Source organism: Sphingobacterium sp. JUb20, from assembly GCF_004342035.1.
Lineage (GTDB): Bacteria > Bacteroidota > Bacteroidia > Sphingobacteriales > Sphingobacteriaceae > Sphingobacterium > Sphingobacterium anhuiense.
Genome location: NZ_SLYV01000012.1, coordinates 194,651 through 213,612 on the forward strand (window position 1 = coordinate 194,651; position 18,962 = coordinate 213,612).

At 37.4% G+C, this 18,962-nt stretch carries 15 protein-coding genes; 8 read left to right on the top strand and 7 right to left on the bottom strand.

Features of this window, described 5'->3' with window-relative positions:
* The first annotated feature begins 45 nt into the window (after nucleotides 1-45).
* Entirely contained in the window at nucleotides 46-1,308 is a 1,263-nt protein-coding gene (locus EDF66_RS20130) for a competence/damage-inducible protein A (protein WP_132844637.1), read from the top strand.
* A gap of 107 nt (nucleotides 1,309-1,415) precedes the next feature.
* Nucleotides 1,416-2,807 carry a dihydrolipoamide acetyltransferase family protein gene (locus EDF66_RS20135; protein WP_132844638.1) on the top strand — a complete coding sequence of 464 codons (1,392 nt, stop codon included), beginning with the start codon at nucleotides 1,416-1,418 and terminating at the stop codon, nucleotides 2,805-2,807.
* A gap of 58 nt (nucleotides 2,808-2,865) precedes the next feature.
* Here the strand turns inward: EDF66_RS20135 and EDF66_RS20140 are convergent, their stop codons facing one another.
* Nucleotides 2,866-4,221, bottom strand: coding sequence for an MATE family efflux transporter (locus tag EDF66_RS20140; RefSeq protein WP_132844640.1), 1,356 nt, complete (start codon nucleotides 4,219-4,221; stop codon nucleotides 2,866-2,868).
* Between the two features lie 208 nt (nucleotides 4,222-4,429).
* Between EDF66_RS20140 and EDF66_RS20145 the strand changes: the two genes are divergently transcribed.
* The 3 genes from EDF66_RS20145 to EDF66_RS20155 all read left to right on the top strand — a co-directional run bounded on the left by EDF66_RS20145 (nucleotide 4,430) and on the right by EDF66_RS20155 (nucleotide 7,642).
* Nucleotides 4,430-4,945, top strand: a complete 516-nt coding sequence (locus EDF66_RS20145; protein ID WP_132844642.1) for a twin-arginine translocase TatA/TatE family subunit — start codon at nucleotides 4,430-4,432, stop codon at nucleotides 4,943-4,945.
* 96 nt (nucleotides 4,946-5,041) lie between these two features.
* The gene (locus tag EDF66_RS20150; RefSeq protein WP_132844644.1) at nucleotides 5,042-7,288 is read left to right on the top strand and encodes a Tex family protein; all 2,247 of its coding nucleotides are present in this window, start codon (nucleotides 5,042-5,044) and stop codon (nucleotides 7,286-7,288) included.
* 63 nt (nucleotides 7,289-7,351) lie between these two features.
* The gene (locus tag EDF66_RS20155; protein ID WP_021189637.1) at nucleotides 7,352-7,642 is read left to right on the top strand and encodes a hypothetical protein; all 291 of its coding nucleotides are present in this window, start codon (nucleotides 7,352-7,354) and stop codon (nucleotides 7,640-7,642) included.
* 99 nt (nucleotides 7,643-7,741) lie between these two features.
* On the opposite strand, the gene EDF66_RS20160 is transcribed toward EDF66_RS20155, so the two are convergent.
* From EDF66_RS20160 to EDF66_RS20185, 6 genes are all read right to left on the bottom strand, one after another.
* Nucleotides 7,742-9,628, bottom strand: a complete 1,887-nt coding sequence (locus EDF66_RS20160; RefSeq protein WP_132844645.1) for a RagB/SusD family nutrient uptake outer membrane protein — start codon at nucleotides 9,626-9,628, stop codon at nucleotides 7,742-7,744.
* A 12-nt stretch (nucleotides 9,629-9,640) separates the two neighbouring features.
* The gene (locus EDF66_RS20165) at nucleotides 9,641-12,862 is read right to left on the bottom strand and encodes a SusC/RagA family TonB-linked outer membrane protein (protein ID WP_207898701.1); all 3,222 of its coding nucleotides are present in this window, start codon (nucleotides 12,860-12,862) and stop codon (nucleotides 9,641-9,643) included.
* A gap of 749 nt (nucleotides 12,863-13,611) precedes the next feature.
* A complete protein-coding gene (gene cysM / locus EDF66_RS20170) occupies nucleotides 13,612-14,484 on the bottom strand; it encodes a cysteine synthase CysM (RefSeq protein WP_132772112.1) in 873 nt (290 codons plus the stop codon).
* A gap of 1 nt (nucleotide 14,485) precedes the next feature.
* Nucleotides 14,486-15,295, bottom strand: coding sequence for a serine O-acetyltransferase (locus EDF66_RS20175; RefSeq protein ID WP_021189639.1), 810 nt, complete (start codon nucleotides 15,293-15,295; stop codon nucleotides 14,486-14,488).
* Between the two features lie 65 nt (nucleotides 15,296-15,360).
* Nucleotides 15,361-15,744 (bottom strand): DUF3037 domain-containing protein, encoded by a 384-nt coding sequence (locus EDF66_RS20180; protein WP_132844709.1) that lies wholly within the window; start codon nucleotides 15,742-15,744, stop codon nucleotides 15,361-15,363.
* Entirely contained in the window at nucleotides 15,722-16,519 is a 798-nt protein-coding gene (locus tag EDF66_RS20185) for a HipA family kinase (protein WP_132844647.1), read from the bottom strand. Before EDF66_RS20185 ends, EDF66_RS20180 begins: the two co-directional genes overlap by 23 nt.
* Before the next feature lie 187 nt (nucleotides 16,520-16,706).
* Between EDF66_RS20185 and EDF66_RS20190 the strand changes: the two genes are divergently transcribed.
* The 3 genes from EDF66_RS20190 to EDF66_RS20200 are packed head-to-tail and all read left to right on the top strand — an operon-like array spanning nucleotide 16,707 to nucleotide 18,961.
* Nucleotides 16,707-17,252, top strand: coding sequence for a DUF1599 domain-containing protein (locus tag EDF66_RS20190; protein WP_132844649.1), 546 nt, complete (start codon nucleotides 16,707-16,709; stop codon nucleotides 17,250-17,252).
* A gap of 1 nt (nucleotide 17,253) precedes the next feature.
* Nucleotides 17,254-18,444 carry a BT_3928 family protein gene (locus EDF66_RS20195; RefSeq protein WP_409049543.1) on the top strand — a complete coding sequence of 397 codons (1,191 nt, stop codon included), beginning with the start codon at nucleotides 17,254-17,256 and terminating at the stop codon, nucleotides 18,442-18,444.
* A gap of 4 nt (nucleotides 18,445-18,448) precedes the next feature.
* Nucleotides 18,449-18,961 carry a shikimate kinase gene (locus EDF66_RS20200; RefSeq protein WP_132772109.1) on the top strand — a complete coding sequence of 171 codons (513 nt, stop codon included), beginning with the start codon at nucleotides 18,449-18,451 and terminating at the stop codon, nucleotides 18,959-18,961.
* Nucleotide 18,962: the final 1 nt, after the last annotated feature.

An 18,962-nucleotide genomic window follows, 5' to 3' on the forward strand; every position in this document is an offset into this window, starting at 1 on the left:
TAGCTTTTGCTCCCAACACCAGTACGTTTCTTTTATTATATATCCATGAAAGCACAAATTATAACCATAGGGGATGAAATCCTGATCGGTCAAATTATTGATACCAATTCAGCCTGGATAGCGACTCAGCTTCAAAACAATAATATTTCCGTAATACAGATTCTTTCGATCTCGGACAAAGAGGAAGCTATTTTCAATGCATTATCCAATAGTCAGGATCAGGCGGATGTTGTACTCATTACAGGGGGATTAGGTCCTACGAAAGATGATATAACCAAGCAAACCGCGGCGAAGTATTTTGATACTTTCCTACAACGCGATGAAGAGGTCTTACAGCATGTAACGCAATTTTTTGAAGCTCGTGGAAAAGAGATGCTGGAAATCAACAGACAGCAAGCGGATGTGTTAAAAGGATGTACTATCCTGTTCAATCAATACGGTACTGCTCCGGGTATGCTCATAAAAAAAGGTGCTACCAGCTATATCTTTATGCCTGGTGTTCCTTTTGAAATGAAACATCTCATGAATACACAAGTATTACCCATACTATGCAAACAAGATAACACAACCTATCTGGCACAGGAAAATATTATCGTTGGAGGAATTGGTGAATCTTATCTCGCTGAAAAAATAGCGGATCTAGAATCTGAATTACCTGCACATATTAAACTCGCATACTTGCCCACCCTAGCCTTTGTTAGGTTACGGCTATCGGGAACTGGATCTCATAAAGACGACATTACAAAAGAAACAAAAGAATTCGCACGTAAGCTGATCGACAGACTTGCTGATCATGTCATTGCAAATCATGACACCTCAATAGAAAAGTTTTTAATTCAGAAATTTATTCGTCTCCAGTTAACGTTAACAACAGCAGAAAGCTGTACTGGAGGCAGTCTTGCCGCTATAATCACTGCGGTGCCTGGCTGTAGTGCGATGTATGTGGGTGGTACCGTTCCTTATTCGAATAAGCTAAAGCAACAGCTTTTGGATGTTAAAGAAGAAACACTGAGTCAATACGGAGCAGTAAGTGAACAGACTGTTATTGAAATTGCCCAAGGTGCTAAACATAAATTTGATACAAACTACGCGGTTGCAACCAGTGGAATTGCAGGGCCAACAGGAGGTACTCCCGAAAAGCCGGTAGGTACAGTTTGGATCGCAATTGCCGGTGAAAAAGAAACCATTGCCAGAAAGTTCCAATTTCAAAATGACAGAACAATAAATATCGAACGAACCAGACAATTAGCGCTTTTCATGCTTTGGCAATTACTTGTCAAAGAACATCAGATAGGCATTGATTTGTAAAATATTATTCCGCAAAAATTGATTTATCAAAAATTATATTTTACTTTGTAAAATATAAACCTTAAAATAACTAACTTAGTATTTAAAAGGATTGCAGTTGAATTATTATGGCATTATATAAATTATTACTTCCTAAAATGGGGGAAAGTGTATCTGAAGCTACTGTAACAAAATGGTTAAAACAACCAGGTGATACCATTAGTGAAGATGAAGCAATTTTAGAAATAGCAACTGATAAAGTCGATTCGGATGTACCTTCTCCAGTAAAAGGAATATTAAAAGAACAACTTTTTTCAATTGATCAAGTTGCACAAGTAGGTGATATAATTGCCATTATTGAGATCGAAGGTGACCAAGATGGAATAGAATCTCCAACAGTAGATACACAATCAACATTTGAGAAAAATCAAGACAAAATAGAAGTTACTCCGACTACGATTCAGATTGAAGATAAAAAAATAGAAATACCAGGATTAAATCAGATTCAACCTGCTATTGAAAATCATCAGTCCAGCATTCATAATGGAATTAGATTCTATTCTCCTTTAGTCAAAAATATAGCTTCTCATGAAGGCTTAAGTCAACAAGAGTTAGATCAGGTTGTTGGAACAGGTTCTGAGGGACGTGTAACCAAAGAAGATATTTTAAAATATGTAACACGCAAAAGAGAGCAGACTGGTACTCATTATACTAGCACAAGTGCACCTCAACCAGTAGCAACTGTTGTTCCCGAGAAAAAAGAACAGTATGCTGCCACTCCAGTTGAAACTGCTCATACTATAAATTCAGGAGGTGATGAAATCATCGAGATGGACCGTATGCGCAAGATCATCGCAGATCATATGGTGAAAAGTGTACAGACTTCACCACATGTATGCTCTTTTGTGGAAGCAGATGTTACTAATTTGGTAAACTGGCGCAATAAGGCGAAAGAGGTGTATAAAAAGAGAGATGGCGAAAATATCACCTTCACTCCTATTTTTATTGAAGCAATCGCTAAAGCGCTAAAAGACTTCCCTATGGTCAATATTTCTGTTGATGGGAATCATATTATCAAAAAGAAAAATATCAATATTGGAATGGCCGCCGCACTTCCAAATGGTAATCTAATTGTTCCTGTAATCAAAAATGCAGATCAATTAAGCTTAGTGGGACTTAGCAAATCTGTCAATGATCTGGCTAATCGCTCACGTGCTAACAAGTTAAAACCTGATGATACCCAAGGTGGGACATTTACCTTTACTAATATTGGTGCTTTTGGAAATATCATGGGTACCCCCATTATCAATCAGCCTCAAGCAGCTATTCTGGCCGTTGGTACCATTAAAAAGAAACCTGCTGTTATTGAAACAGAACATGGTGATCTAATTGGTATCAGACAGATGATGTATCTTTCACTATCTTATGATCATCGTGTCATAGATGGAGCATTGGGAGGAACATTTTTGAAAAGAGTGGCCGATTACTTAGAGAACTGGGATATTAATCGCGAAATCTAACGGTTTATATAATATTAAAAAAAGGCTTCTTTTAAATTAAAAGAAGCCTTTTTTTATGCTAAGCATTCAAATGTTTATGAATTACAATACGGTAACGCCAGTATAATAAAACAGACGATGTGAGCAAGCCCAAAGTCAAACCATACCAGATTCCTTCGACGCCCATTCCTAAATGAACTCCCATAAAATATCCACTTGGCAATCCGATGATCCAGTAGGCAATAAAAGTAATTAACGTCGGTATATTGACATCGCCCATACCTCTTAATATGCCCAAACCTACAACCTGAGTTCCATCAAAAAGCTGAAACAATCCAGCTATAATTAATAAGTGGGCTGCAATAGTAACTACTGCCATGTCCTGTGTGAAAATAAAAGGAAGGTAGTTATTAAAGATAGCAAAAAGTGAAGCCGTCAGTGTCATAAATACTAAAACCAATTGATAAGAGGAAACTGCAAAACGTTGTAAACGAAAGAAGTTTTTGTTACCAAAGCTATTCCCTGTTTTAATAGTTGCAGCCGCTGCAATTCCACTTGCCATCATATAAGTCATAGCAGCTAATTGAATAGCAACCTGATGTGAAGCTTGCTCAACAGCACCGATAGTTCCTGCAATCAATGAGGCTCCTGCAAATGCACCGATTTCAAAGACATATTGCATGGCTACAGGTGCTCCTATTTTTAAAATTTTTCGAATCCGGATAAGATCAACAGCCCATAGCTTAAATTTGCTGATGTAGGGCTGAAAATAAGAAGATCTCATAACATAGAACAACATGACGATCATCATCATAATACGGTCGATCAACGTACTGTATCCTACCCCGCTGACGCCCATAGGTTTGATACCAAACATACCTTTAACAAAAATAACTGCTAAAATAATGTTTAAAACATTCCCCCATATGGTGATATTCATGGCTTGTTTAGTAAAACCTAAACCTTCAGCAAATTGCTTAAATGCACTAAAAATCATCAAAGGAAAAATTGATAGACTCAGAATAAGTAAATAAGGTTTCGCCTCTTTTACCACCGCTGGATCTTGGTCAAGATGATCAATAGCCAACATAGAACCAAAATATACGAGGCAAAATAAAAGTATCCCTGCTATGGCATTCATCCAAATACTATTCGATAACAACTTGGCACATTCTTCTTTATTGCCACGTCCGTTTTCCTGAGCAATTAATGGGGTAATTCCGTAAGCAATACCCAAACCGATAACCATAACGACCATAAAGACTGCATTGACCAAGGATACCGCAGCCAAAGGAACTGTACCTGCAAAATGCCCTACAATAACACTGTCTGCCATATGTACCATGGTATGACCAAGTTGAGAGATCACGACTGGTCCCGCCAGTATAAAAGTGCTCCAATAATAAGGCTTGTAAGATTTTAATCGCTTCAACATATTTTCCCGCTACTTAATTTGAAAAGATTCCAAAAGTACGAGATTTTTCCCAATCCTACATTTCTTATCTATCAATAAATCATAATGAAAATGTCAAATTAGCACACTAAATTTTTACAATTGAAATGTTAATATTTCCTTAAACACTATTTCATTTTTAAAATATTGCTGTAACTTAGCATTTATAATTTATTAAAACGATAGTAAAATGTACAGTCAAATATTTGCATTTCTTAACATAGGAACATCAGAAATGATGTTGATTCTGGTTATCGCTCTTTTATTATTTGGGGGTAAAAAACTTCCTGAATTGGCAAGAGGTCTAGGGCGTGGGATCAGAGAGTTTAAAGATGCTTCAGAAGGTATCAAAAGAGAAATTTCCGATCAAATTAATAATTTCGAAAAAGACATTGATTTAAAAATAGAGGAAAATCCTTTGGCAGAAGCCCAAGCAGCAGAACAAAAAGTAAAAGAAGAGGCTGAAGCGGAGAACAAAGAAGAGTCCGAAAAGAAAACGCCTCAGTTTACAGCACCTGAAGGAACTATGCAGTATAGTCGTCAGCCTGAATATGGTGAAGAACCAAACCATTTTCAATATGGTTACAACGATCATTTTGCAGATAACGGACAAACAGCGGCAACTGAAGATAATCCAACTGAATCTGTTGAAAAAACAGCAGTTGATCCAGCTAAAAAAGCAGAAGAGCCTTCTAAAGAAGCATAAGTTTAAGCCTATTATTTTCAATAAGATATCGTCAAATAAAGCTGTTGGATTATTTCCAGCAGCTTTCTATTTTAATAAATATTACATTCCCTATTTATGACACACGAAATTATAGTTTCGAAGGAATTAGCGATTAGCGAAAAACAAGTACAAACAACAATCGGATTATTAGATGAAGGTGCTACAGTACCTTTCATCTCACGTTATAGAAAAGAGATGACGGGCAGTCTAGATGAAGTACAAATTACGACCATCCGTGACCGTATTCAACAATTACGTGACTTAGATAAAAGAAGGGACGCCATCTTAAAATCAATTTCAGATCAAGGAAAATTAACTCCAGAACTAGCGTTAAAAATCCAGCATGTAGAGACGATGGCAAATCTAGAAGACATTTACCTTCCCTACAAGCCTAAACGTAAAACACGTGCAAGTATGGCCAGAGAAAAGGGATTGCAACCGCTTGCTGACCTGCTATTAGCGCAGGAACGTACAGATTTCACCGATTTAGCAGTATCACTTATCGATGAAGAAAAAGGTGTCAACTCGATCGAGGAGGCACTATCGGGTGCCCGCGATATTATTGCAGAGACAATTGCTGAAAATGCTGAAGTAAGAGATAAAGCGCGTAAAATATTTGTGGACAAAGGTCAATTTGTATCTCGAGTAGTCCCAGGAAAAGAAGAAGCTGCATTAAAATATAAAGATTATTACGAATGGTCAGAATCATTAAAAAATGCACCTTCACATCGTGTTTTGGCCATGCGACGTGGTGAGAAAGAGGAACTTCTTTATTTGGATATCGAAGTTGCTGAAGAAGAAGTTATTCCTGCAATTGACCACATTTATATCAAAGCGAATAATGAAGCGGCTGCGCAAGTTCGCTTAGCCTTAACAGATAGCTTTAAAAGACTATTAAAACCTTCTATGGAAACTGAAATTCGAGTTTTGACACGTCAGAAAGCGGATGAAGAAGCAATCAAAGTATTTGCAGATAATGTACGTCAACTACTTTTGGCGGCCCCATTGGGACAGAAAAGAATTTTAGCAATCGATCCTGGATTTAGAACGGGTTGTAAAACTGTCGTGTTGGATCAGCAAGGTGCTTTACTAGAAAATACGGCTATATTTCCACATAGTGGTGCCGGAGGTCTGGCAGAAGCAACGCGTACTATACCTTACTTAGTAAAAAAATATGATATTGAAGCCATTGCTATCGGCAATGGTACAGCAGGTCGGGAAACAGAAGATTTCATTCGTAAACTGAATCTAGATGAAGTTACTATTGTGATGGTTAATGAAAGTGGCGCTTCTATTTATTCTGCATCAGAAACTGCACGAGATGAATTCCCAGATCAGGATATCACGGTGCGTGGCGCTGTCTCTATTGGTCGCAGGTTGATGGATCCGCTAGCAGAGTTGGTGAAAATCGATCCAAAATCGATCGGTGTAGGACAATATCAACATGACGTTGATCAAAACAAATTACAGAGCTCACTAGACGATACAGTTATGAGCTGTGTGAACAATGTAGGTGTTGAATTAAATACCGCATCAAAACAAATTCTAGCTTACGTATCTGGTTTAGGTCCTGCTTTGGCTCAATCAATCATCAATTACAGAAAAGAAAACGGACCTTTCAAATCACGTCGTGAATTGAAGAAAGTACCTAGGTTGGGAGATAAAGCTTTTGAACAGGCCGCCGGATTTTTACGCATCCGCAATGCTGAAAATCCTTTAGATGCATCAGCAGTACATCCTGAACGCTATAAATTAGTCGAGCAAATGGCTAAAGATCTTAAAACAAGTGTTCATGAGCTGTTGAGTAATGCCGAACTAAGGAAAACAATACCATTGAAAAATTATATCTCTGATGAAGTTGGTCTACCGACACTGAATGATATCATCGCCGAATTGGCAAAACCAGGACTGGATCCACGTGAAAAATTCGAAGCTTTCGCTTTTACTGATGGTGTAAATGCAGTATCGGATTTAAGGGTAGGAATGAAATTACCAGGTATCATAACGAATATTACTAATTTTGGTGCTTTCGTTGATATTGGCGTTCACCAAGATGGACTGGTACATTTGAGCCAACTGTCGAACCGTTTTATTTCTGATCCGCACGAAGTCGTAAAAGTACAACAACATGTAGAGGTTACAGTAACCGAAATTGATGAGAAAAGAAATCGTATCGGCCTTTCTATGAAAACAAATGAAGCAACCTCATCACCAAAACAGAAGCGTGAGCCAAAAAGTTTTCACAACAAAGAGCGAAAAGAAAAAGAACCTGAGACTGATATGGCTTCAAAATTAGCCGCATTAGCAAGCAGATTTAAATAACATAAAAGGGTGATTTTAATAAAATCACCCTTTTATGTTGACATTATTCGCTATTTTAGAAGGATGTTAACATTTGAAAAATTTTCATCTTCCACCGTATTGGCAGTTCCTCCGTCTGAACTTTCTATATGGCTCGAATCACTTTGGTGGGATAAAAAAGGTGATTGGCAAAAAGCCCATGATTTAATCGATCATCTACAAGATTCCAAATCGGCACATGTGCATGCTTACCTACACCGCAAAGAAAAAGATCTTTGGAATGCTCGCTACTGGTATAACCGTGCGAAGAAATCGGAATTTATAGGCTCACTTGATGACGAATGGGAACAATTGGTTCGCATTCATTTATTTTAAGACAGAAAAAGGTTATCTCAAATAAGCACGATGAAACTTTTATAATTAAAGTCATGACTTACTCAAGATAACCCCATTTTATTAATTAGGTAATTAAAACTAGTAACCCGGGTTTTGAATCAACTTGGTATTTCTATTCATTTCATCTCGGTGAATGGATATGAAGTACATTTTATCCAACCAATTTCTATTTTCTATCCCAGGTGCAATTGTATTCACTTTATAAGAGTAGCTATAATTGTCTGTATTATATTGGTAAAGACTCACAAGCTTACCCGCTTTTAAAGTCCCAAAAATATTAATTAAAGTAACTTGTCTCCCTATCGTTTCCTTGGCATTCATCCAACGGCGTGTATCAAAGAAGCGGTGTTCCTCATAAGCCAATTCAACACGTCTTTCATTACGGTACCGATCTTTTAATTTTTGTCCAGATTCATCGTTATCAATTGCAGGCATTCCGGATCTGAACCGAATTTTATTGAGCCATGTACGTGCTTCAGCATCCTCTCCCAATTCAAGACAAGCTTCTGCATAATTCAGTACGGCCTCCGTATAACGAAGTACTGGCCACGGCACACGTTGTCTGGTATTTTGATCAACAATCGCAGGATCCGCATCAACAAACTTACGCATATAATATCCCGTATAACTACCATTCCAATCTTCAACCGGAGAATTACGCGTATCCAACCCATACTGGATGACTTTCGTTCCCTTATCATTGATTACCTCATATTGACCTGTTTGGATTTGATTCGCAGGATCTCTCTTCTTAACATCATCTGTTCTTGGTTTCCAAGTAGCACCGTCATATAATATAGAAGCTCCAAGGCGAGGATCACGATTGGTATATATGTTTGTTGCGTGAACAGAATTATTCCAATTAAATTTTTCACCGGACAAAGTTTCATAATCATCAACCAGCAATTGCGTAGGACTATTCCCTGCCCAGTTATGATAGCCATTAGGTCCATTGTTACGCCCTACATAAGCCCCACCTTCATCTTTCAAGTCATTAAAGAATCTTCCTAAAATTAAATCCCGTTTTGCATCAGCATCGGCAATTTTTGAATTACCCCCCATCGCTAACGCGATATAATTTGCTCTCCCTTCTAAAGGGGAAACCGGTTCTGATAAGTTTAGTTTATATGCCAGTTCAGATTTATCCAGCACCGCCTTTGCTGCTGCTTTAGCTTTTTGCCATCTCTCTGTACGATTTCCAGATACATAACCTAGCAGTTCTGGGTTAGCATATGCTGATATAGTTGAAGATTTGGTCTTTGCCGTTGGTACATCATGCAAATCGGAAGCCGCATAAAGTAACACACGAGCTTTTAGAGCTAAAGCTGCAGCCTCATTGGTACGACCATCTACTTTTGCCACCCCACTCAATAAAGTAGCTGCCTGTTCGCAATCTTTAACAATGAAATTGACGCACTCTTCATACGTATTTCGAGCAGCAGTATAATCCGTATCTTCAAGCGTATAAATCTTGGTAATCAATGGAATTGCACCATAGAAACGCAAAAGTTGCTGATAGTAATAGGCTCTTAAGAAATAAGCCTCTCCCAACATCTGTTTCGCTAGCGCTTCATTATTGAATTTTGGCGTAATAAGATTTTCGATCGCAATATTAGTCGCGCGGATACGCTTATACATATTCCCATACTCATATGAATCAACAATCCAGCCCTGATCCGCTGGATTGGACCTACTCTCCGTAATGGTATTGATTCCTCTACCCGGATGGGTAAACATGGACTCGTCTGTCAACGAGGCTAACATCTGTTCGTTAAAACCTCCCTGTCCAAATCCATTATATAGATCATTTACAAATGCCTGAGCGAGTCCTGCATCTGTCCATACAAGCTCCTTTGGAACCTCTGCCAATGGTTTGGTATTGACAAAATCATCATTACAGCTGGCAAATAATCCTGTAAATAATAATGCAGAAATCGGTATATAAAATAATTTTATTGTTTTCATAATGATAGCGAATTAAAAAGATAAAAGTATCCCGGTGTTGATTAATCGAGCTTGAGGATAGTAATGTCCTAAAGTATTAGTCGATTCAGGATCATACATTTTCAATTTGGACCAAGTAACTAAGTTCATACCGCTCGCATAAACTCTAAAACTTGAAATACCTAAGCGTTCCACAAGTTTCGCACTTAGATTATATCCTATTTCCACATTTTTTAGACGCAGGTAATTGTTTGAATGCAACCAATAGGTATTGTCTTTGGAATAATACTGATCAGAACGATCGGTGATACGCGGATGTTCAGAACTAGGATTATCGATCGTCCATCTATTTTCATAAAATTCATGTAAGTAATTACCAATTGCACCAGATTCATCTGTCGCTATCCGAACTTCACCACCCATAGCCCCTTGAAATAAGATGGATAGATCAAAATTCTTATACCGTAATCCCAGATTCAAACCACCTTGAAAAGTTGGATTCGTATTCTTATTTGTCCGCACACGATCATCCGGCGTAATCTTTCCGTCTCCATCATAATCTTTATACTTCATATCACCAGGTCTTAGATTATTCGTAATTGCCGAGTAATCCAAGGTATTAGAGTTGATCTCTTCCTGACTTTTAAATACACCATCATATTGATAATACAACCCGGAATTGATCACTCTACCAGTTGTCTGCTGCCAAGATGGTGCTCCAGCAGCTTCATCCCAGAATACAATTTTATTTTTAGCATACCCGCCATTGATGGAAGCACTATATCCCCAATCGCCTTTCTGATCGCGATAACCTAAATTAAACTCCCATCCTTTGTTATCAACTTTGCCGATGTTCTCAGCAGGTAGCGTCATACCCGTACTTTGAGGAATAGATGCATTACGTCTCCATAGGATTGAGTTTCTTCTATTTTTAAAAACATCAAACTCAAAGTTAATCTTGCCCCCTAAAAGCTGCGCATCAATACCTAAATTATAATTATTAGCAACCTCCCAAGTAATGAAATTATTTGGGACACGGCTTTCGTATAGAGTTTTAATCATTTCATCGCCAAGAATATAAGATCCAAATTTATACGTTGAAAAATATTGATATTCTTGAAGAATATTATCATATTCAACATTATCATTACCCATCTGACCGTAAGAAGCACGAACTTTAAAATAATTGACAACTTTGATATTATCTTTCCAAAACTTTTCTTCTGATGCTACCCATCCCAACATTGCGCCAGGAAAAAATCCATAACGCGTTTTCTGAGGGAACATATAAGAACCATCATAACGCCATAGCAATTCAGCGATATATTTCGATTTATAATTGTAATTTACCCTTCCGAAATAATTCAATCTTGCTCGCTGCCATGCACTACCATCATTATTCTTCTCAGCATCACCACCAGCAAATAAATAATCAATATTATCTGACAAGAAATAACGTCGATAAGCTGAAAAGTTATCATTTTGGATTGTTTCTCTGTTTACCCCAGCTAGTATATTGAACGTGTGATCACCAATGACCTTATCATAAGTCAGCACACCGCCCAGCAATATATTCAACTGATCTTCATCAGATTGGTTTAACCGTGGATCTGCCGGACCTCTTTTGCCCGGTACCAATTGTGGAGTTACTCCATCAGCTTCATAAGCTCCCTGCCAAGTATACAGGTACCACGGCGTCTCCCAACGTTTAATTTTCTTAATGTATTTATCGACAGCTGCATTACCAGAAAACTTCAAACCTTCTATCCAAGGAATTGTGATATCAATCTGTCCATTGGTTTGAAAATAATATCTTTTATCGCGTTCATAACCTGTTTCGTTAGTCGTGATCACCACCGGATTTTCACCATTTTCAATGTCAGGTCCAGGCATTCCATTTGGCCAATAAGCAGGTTGTGTAGGGTTACCTCGCATCAACATTCTAAAGATGGTACCCGCTCCTTTGGTTGGGAAATTTCTATTTTCTTGACGCCCCAAAACTCCAAATTTGGTTGTGATGTATTTACTTATCTTGGCATCCAAGTTAATTCTTAAGTCATACTGCTTATATCCGGTTGCAGATTTTTTATAGTAGGCATCTTGATTCTGATATCCAATTGAAGTTAGATATTTCACCGCATCATTTCCTCCGGTAATCTGGACATTATGCTTCTCTTGAGGAGACCAATTCTTTAAGGTTTCCCCATACCAATCTGTATTAGGATGTCCCCAGGGATCGCTGCCATCTTTAAATAATTGAACATCTTCTGGTGTAAAAGGAGCTGAAACGGTTGTACTGTTTGGACGGATAAAAGTACCGGTCGTTTTGAAGGCATTTTGTGCCGCAGCCCACTCTGCTACCGGTAATTTATAAATCTCGAGTTCATTTCGCAATTCGGAGTATTCAACGGCATCTGTCAATTTTGGAATGACCGTCGGTTGTGAAAATCCCTTATTAAAATTATACGATAATTTAGGTTTTCCGTTTGTTCCCCTTTTTGTCGTTACCAAAATAACTCCATTTGCCGCTCTGGCACCATAAATGGCTGCAGAGGCATCTTTTAAAACTGAAATATTATCAATATCTGCCGGATTTAATCGTTCAAAACCACCTTGGCGCGCGGGAATTCCATCAATAACAATTAATGGACTCGAATTTCCTAACGTATTGGTTCCGCGGATACTTATAGTTGACCCATCATAGCCGGGTTCTGCAGATCCATTCGTCGCAATTACCCCCGGCACCCGGCCTGCTAAAGCATTGGAAACATTGAGAGCTGGTGATTTTGATAGTTCAGAACCTTTTACAGCGACTACAGATCCTGTAACAGTTTCCTTCTTTTGCACCCCATAACCAACCACAACCACTTCTTCTAGGTTGGCGCTGGAACTAATGAGACTCACCATAATGCTGGTTCTTCCTTTAACTTCTTCATCTGTAGAAGTCATTCCGATCATTCGAAAATTCAACTTTCCGTCACTTGGAACATTTGTCAAAACGTACTCCCCTTTTTGATTTGTCTTGGTAGCGATATTTGTCCCTACAACAGATACAGTGACACCCTCAATTGGTGAACCATCATCTGTATTAGTGACAATGCCACTAACTGAAATCTTTTCTTGAGTCGAACTCATAAAAGTTAAACTCTTTGGATTTGCAAGCACGGGTGATTGGCAGATTGTAGATAAAGAGACGATAGCTCCCATCCAAAAGGCTTTCTTCCATTGCTGTTGACCTAAATTAAGATTGCTCATAATTTTTTAGTTTGGTTTAAAATAGTTGATGTTAATTAAATTAGGTAAACAGACTGTTTCTATTGGAAGTATACCAATAGTCTATTAAACAAGACCGTTATTTAATTTAATCGGTTTAAATTGGTAATGTATACAAAACACTAAGGCTGTATTATGTACACCAACTAAGTTATATCAAATTAAAGTTGTCTAAAAAGAAAAATATATCCTTTTATAAAAAAAATAGTTAAATTTCTCATTACCAGGAAAGTAAAAGTTGAAGAGTTTTTTTACCGTGTAACAGATGTTTGGTCGCAATAAGTTATTAACAATTTAATGTTAATAACTAACATAACATGTTAATAATTGTAGTAATCTCAACTTATTAACACTTGGCTATTCACATATATTCTAGTTATTTATGGACAGTATAAATGAGTTTAAAAAGATTATCAAAAGAAGTATAAATGTTTAATACTTTTTTTTGTAAAACTTAAATTTAAAAAATACAGCATTAAATACCATTTAATCAGCCACAAAGCAATAAATCCTGCATAAATAACTTATTCACATTTTTGTTATAAAATGTGGATAATATAAAATAAAAATCATATAGTTATCAACAATATTAATTCACATTGTGGATAACTTCAAGTAGAGAATCATCAAATCTGTTTAAAAAGTAAAGATCTAGAAAATGAAATAACAAGGTAAAAAAAAGAGTCATCCGGAAGGGATGACTCTTTTTTTTAAAATTATAAAAATGCTACTTAGGCAAATAAGTCTGAGCTTAAATAACGGTCACCCCGATCACATGCAATAAATACAATAGTTCCTTCTTCAATTTCATTTGCGACCTTCAATGCGGCCGCAAATGCTCCTCCAGAACTCATACCTGCAAATATACCCTCCCTTTTCACTAACTCACGAGCCATCTCAGTAGATTCTTTCTGCGAGATATCTAGGATACGGTCGACACGAGAAGCGTCAAATATCTTCGGAAGATATTCCTCAGGCCAGCGACGAATCCCCGGAATGGATGACTCCTCAGTTGGTTGACAACCGACGATCTGTATTTCAGGATTTTTCTCCTTCAGATATATCGAGTTCCCCATTATCGTACCGGTAGTACCCATTGCACTAACAAAATGTGTAATCTTTCCTGCGGTATCACGCCAGATCTCCGGACCTGTAGTTTTAATATGTGCTTTATAATTATCGGGATTTGCGAACTGGTTTAAAATAAAATAATCTCCTGTGGCAGCTTTATCTTCCGCATAATCACGACAGATCTCCATGCTCTCTAATAATGTGACCTGTGCACCAAATGCCTGCATCGTTAATGTCCGTTCGCGCGTAGAAGTAACGGGCATTACTAGTTCTAAACTTAGGCCATAAATACCTGCAATCATAGCGAGTGCAATACCCGTATTTCCACTCGTTGCTTCAATCAACTTTGTATCCTTCGTAATTTCACCTCTTTCCATAGCCGATCGAATCATATTCAATGCAGCACGGTCTTTTACACTACCTGCAGGATTATTTCCTTCCATTTTAGCGTAAATCTTCACATTTCGATTACTATGAAATTTTGTGATTTCAACTAAAGGAGTATTGCCAATGGTATCAATGATATTTCCCATATTAAATTAAAGGTTTGGAATCTATAAATTTAGAATTTGCTTGATGATAGACAGTTGTATAAGGCTCTACAGAATTTGTCAACCACACATTTCCCCCGATAACGGAGTGATGGCCTACAACAGTATCGCCACCTAATATGGTTGCTCCCGAATAAATAATGGTATGATCTTCGATTGTAGGATGCCTTTTCACATTGCATAAAATTTTCTCAACACTCAATGCGCCTAGCGTCACCCCCTGATAAAGCTTTACATAATTTCCGATAACACAGGTTTCACCTACGACTAAACCTGTACCATGATCAATATAAAGATGATGGCCGATAGTTGCTGCCGGATGAATATCAATGCCCGTCTTCGAATGCGCGTGCTCTGTTAAAATACGGGGTATCAAAGGAACACCAAGACGGTGAAGTCTATTTGCGATCCGAAAAATACTTATTGCGAAAAAACCGGGATATGTACGAATAACTTCCCGTTGATTCTTTGCCGCCGGATCGCCTGCGATTAAAGCATCAGCGTCTGAACACATCAATTCATATAATTGTGGTAATGATTGAAAAAAATCACGTGCAACAAGCGAGTGATCACATGCTTCACAAGCCTTTGATTTACTTAACAGTTGCTCTAATTCAAGCTCAGCTTGCTGAAAAGCAAGTTGCACTTCTGCGACAGATTTTATCCCACCTGCATTTCGCTCTGGGAATAACAGATCTAAGATCCCTACTGCCCAGCCTGATATTTTTTTATTGGAAGGCATTTCAAATACCTCCAATTGTTTTTGATAAATGTGTTCGTAAAAATCATTCATGGGTGTAATCCCTTTATGTAATAGTACAAATATACTATACTTATATGGTAGATAAAATATACAATTTATAAAACCAGCTTGTTAAAAAGAAGTTGTAAAGTTTCTGCCGGATCTTCACATAATCCGGGGTGTACCGGAGAACACTGGATAATTGTGCTTCGATTGGCGGTCAACCATCTGAAACGTTCTGTCTGATCCAACGCAGCTAATTTGCCACCATCTTTTGCTCCAGTACATATTTTCACAAAAGATTCAAGATGAGCCTTTATCATTTCTATATCCATATCCGGAAATAAAGATCTGGCGCGCACTTCATCGATATCAAACAGAACATTTGCAAATCGGTATTTCTGGCAATATAACGCCACACCAACATTAATAAACTCTTCACGCTCCACACGTGGTACTAAGCGTACCACCGCATACTCATATAATGTTTTTTCGGGCATCTTCAATTTGATTTAAAAAATGATCAGCATGTGCTAAGCGCTTCATCAAAAAGGACACGTAAACTTCTCGCGCCTCAGCTGCAGATAGATCTCTCGATTCATCAACTAACCATTCACTTGGTATGATATCCATTATATTACGGATCACTTCTTCGGTTAATAAAGAACGGTATTGTCGGTCCACCGATTCAACTTGGCTGGCGTTCTTTAATAACACATGATCTTTTATCTGCACAAAGGGTTTTATAGCTTGCTCTTCCCAATTGTCCCAACTATGGTGGAAATATAAGGAAGCTCCATGATCAATCAACCATAATTCTTTATGCCAGATCAGCATGTTTGTATTACGGACCGTACGATCAACATTCATCAACAACGAATCGAGCCAGACAATTCGAGATGCTTCTTCAGGACTTATCTGATCAACATTGGCATCATAAGTAATGGCCCCATTTAAAAAATGAACACCTAGATTTTTGCCAACACTAAATTTTAATAAGTCTTGGATTTCCTCATCTGGTTCGGTCCTGGCAAAAGATTCATCCAAATCTGCAAAAACCATTTCAGGCATTCTGAGATTAAGAACACGGGCAATCTCTCCGCCTATCAACTCTGCAATTAAAGCTTTCTTTCCCTGTCCGGCACCTCTGAACTTAATCACGTAACTAAAGCCATCATCTGCATCGGCCAATGCCGGCAAAGAACCTCCTTCACGAAAAGGCTGTATGTAGCGGGTAATTCTAACTTCTCTTATTTCAGGTTTTTTAATTATCATCTGTCATCCTTTTATAATTTACCGATACTCAAGCGATAAATCCTTAAATCAAATATCAACATTTTTATTTTTTATTAGCGATATTCAGCTAAATTGGACATAATTGTGACGCATAAAAATGGTTAATTCTAATTATATTTGTAACAATAGTTCACTCACTTTCTCGTGAAATACGCAAATAATAGTTATGAATACTACTCAGGAATACAATACAGTTATCGAGCACTGCCAAGATTTATTTATCAAGAAAACGAAAGATTATGGAACAGCCTGGCGTATTATGCGACTTCCTTCTATAACCGATCAAATTTATATTAAAGCACAACGCATTCGTACTTTAGAGATCAAAAAAGTATCTAAAGTTGGGGAAGGTATTTTGGAAGAATATGTGGGTATCATCAATTATTGTATTATGGGTATGATTCAGCTCGAATTAGGTGAAGATGGTGAAGAAAATTTAAGCCCAGAATTTGTAAATGAAAAATACACTGAAAAAGTAAATGAAACACGTGACCTTATGCTTGCTAAAAATCACGATTATGGCGAAGCATGGCGCGATATGCGGATTTCTTCGTTAACAGATCTGATACTCATGAAAATTCACCGTGTGAAACAAATTGAAGACAATAACGGCGCCACCATCGCCTCCGAAGGAATACATGCCAATTATCAAGATATGTTAAATTATGCCGTTTTTGCACTTATAAAAATGGGGTTAGCTCAATCAAACTAAAATTATGTCAGCAGTCATCAATAATAAATCGCAAAAAACAAACTATCTACTTTGCTTTGCGCGCATCTTTACAGGTCTTCTTTTTATTTTCTCCGGTTTTATAAAGGCTAATGACCCTACTGGCTTTGGTTATAAACTCGAAGAATATTTTCATGTTTTTCATACCGACTTTTTAAATGACTATGCTACAGCGATTGCTATCGTTGTCTGTGCACTAGAAATAATATTGGGTATATGGCTTTTGTTAGGTTTTTACAAAAAGCTTGTAGCGTGGGGTTTATTACTGCTGATCATTTTCTTCACTTTCCTTACTTTTTACTCTGCTTTTTTTGAAGTTGTTACTTCATGTGGTTGTTTTGGCGACGCTATTCCGCTGACACCCTGGCAGTCCTTTGGCAAGGATCTCGTATTGCTTGCTTTGATCTTAATCATTTTTGTTTACCGCAATCAAATTACACCACTCATTAAAGATCCGACCAATCGTGGCCTCGTAGCAACATTTACAGCAGTCCTATCTTTTGGCATTGGAATCTATACGTTCATGTATTTACCGTTTATAGATTTTTTACCTTATAAAATCGGTAATAATATCCCATCCCTAATGGTTCTACCTGAAGGAAAAGAAGGCGATGTTTATGAACAGATCTACAGCATGAAAAATGTTAAAACGGGGGAAACAAAAACCATTACCGATAAAATTTACATGTCTGAAAAAGTCTGGGAAGACACAAACTGGGAAATCGTTGGCGAACCGCAAAGTAAATTGGTGAAGAAAGGCTATCAGATTCCGATTACAGATCTTCTGATTACAGATGCTGAAGGAAATGACCATACCCAAGAAATAATCAATAATCCTTATTATAATTTAATTATTGTTGCTAAAGACCTGTCCAAAGCTAATGTAGAGGCTTTAGATAAAATCAATAAAATAGCGACAAAACTAACGGAAGATTACAATCTACGAATAGTGTTATTGACGGCCAGTTCTTCTGAAGATTCAGACTACCTAAGTGATAAATTACACTTAATTTCAGAAATATTCTATGCTGATCTTATTCCGTTGAAAAGCATGATCCGTGCAAATCCTGGGGTACTTTTATTAAAATCAGGAACCGTAATCGACAAATGGCATTACAATGCTATACCCGATGCAAAAGATATAGAAGAGCGATACTTAAGTTTAGATAAATAATAATATGCCAAAACCTATTTTTTTAATTGGCTATATGGGAAGTGGAAAAACCACTTTAGCCAAAAAGTTAGCAAGTAAATTAGAGTTACCTTTTATCGATACTGATGATGAAATTGTCAAAGAGATAGGCATGTCCATCACAGAATATTTTCAGTTGCACGGGGAAGAAAAATTTAGAGAATTAGAACGCAAGCAGTTACTAAAAACTGCGCAACAAAATGCAATCGTTTCTACCGGAGGTGGCTCTCCATGTTTTTTTGATAACATGCAGTGGATGAATGAAAATGGTATTTCGGTGTATTTACAGATGTCACCAAAATCGCTATTTGATAGATTGTCTCAGTCAAAACCGAATAAAAGACCTATTTTAATCGGTAAAACTGAAGAGGAACTATTTAATTTTATTACTGAAAAATTAACTGAAAGAGAACCGTTTTATCAACAAGCTCATCTAATTATTGATCATATCAATACGCCAATAGATGATCTCATCATTTTATTAAAGAAAAACCAATAAC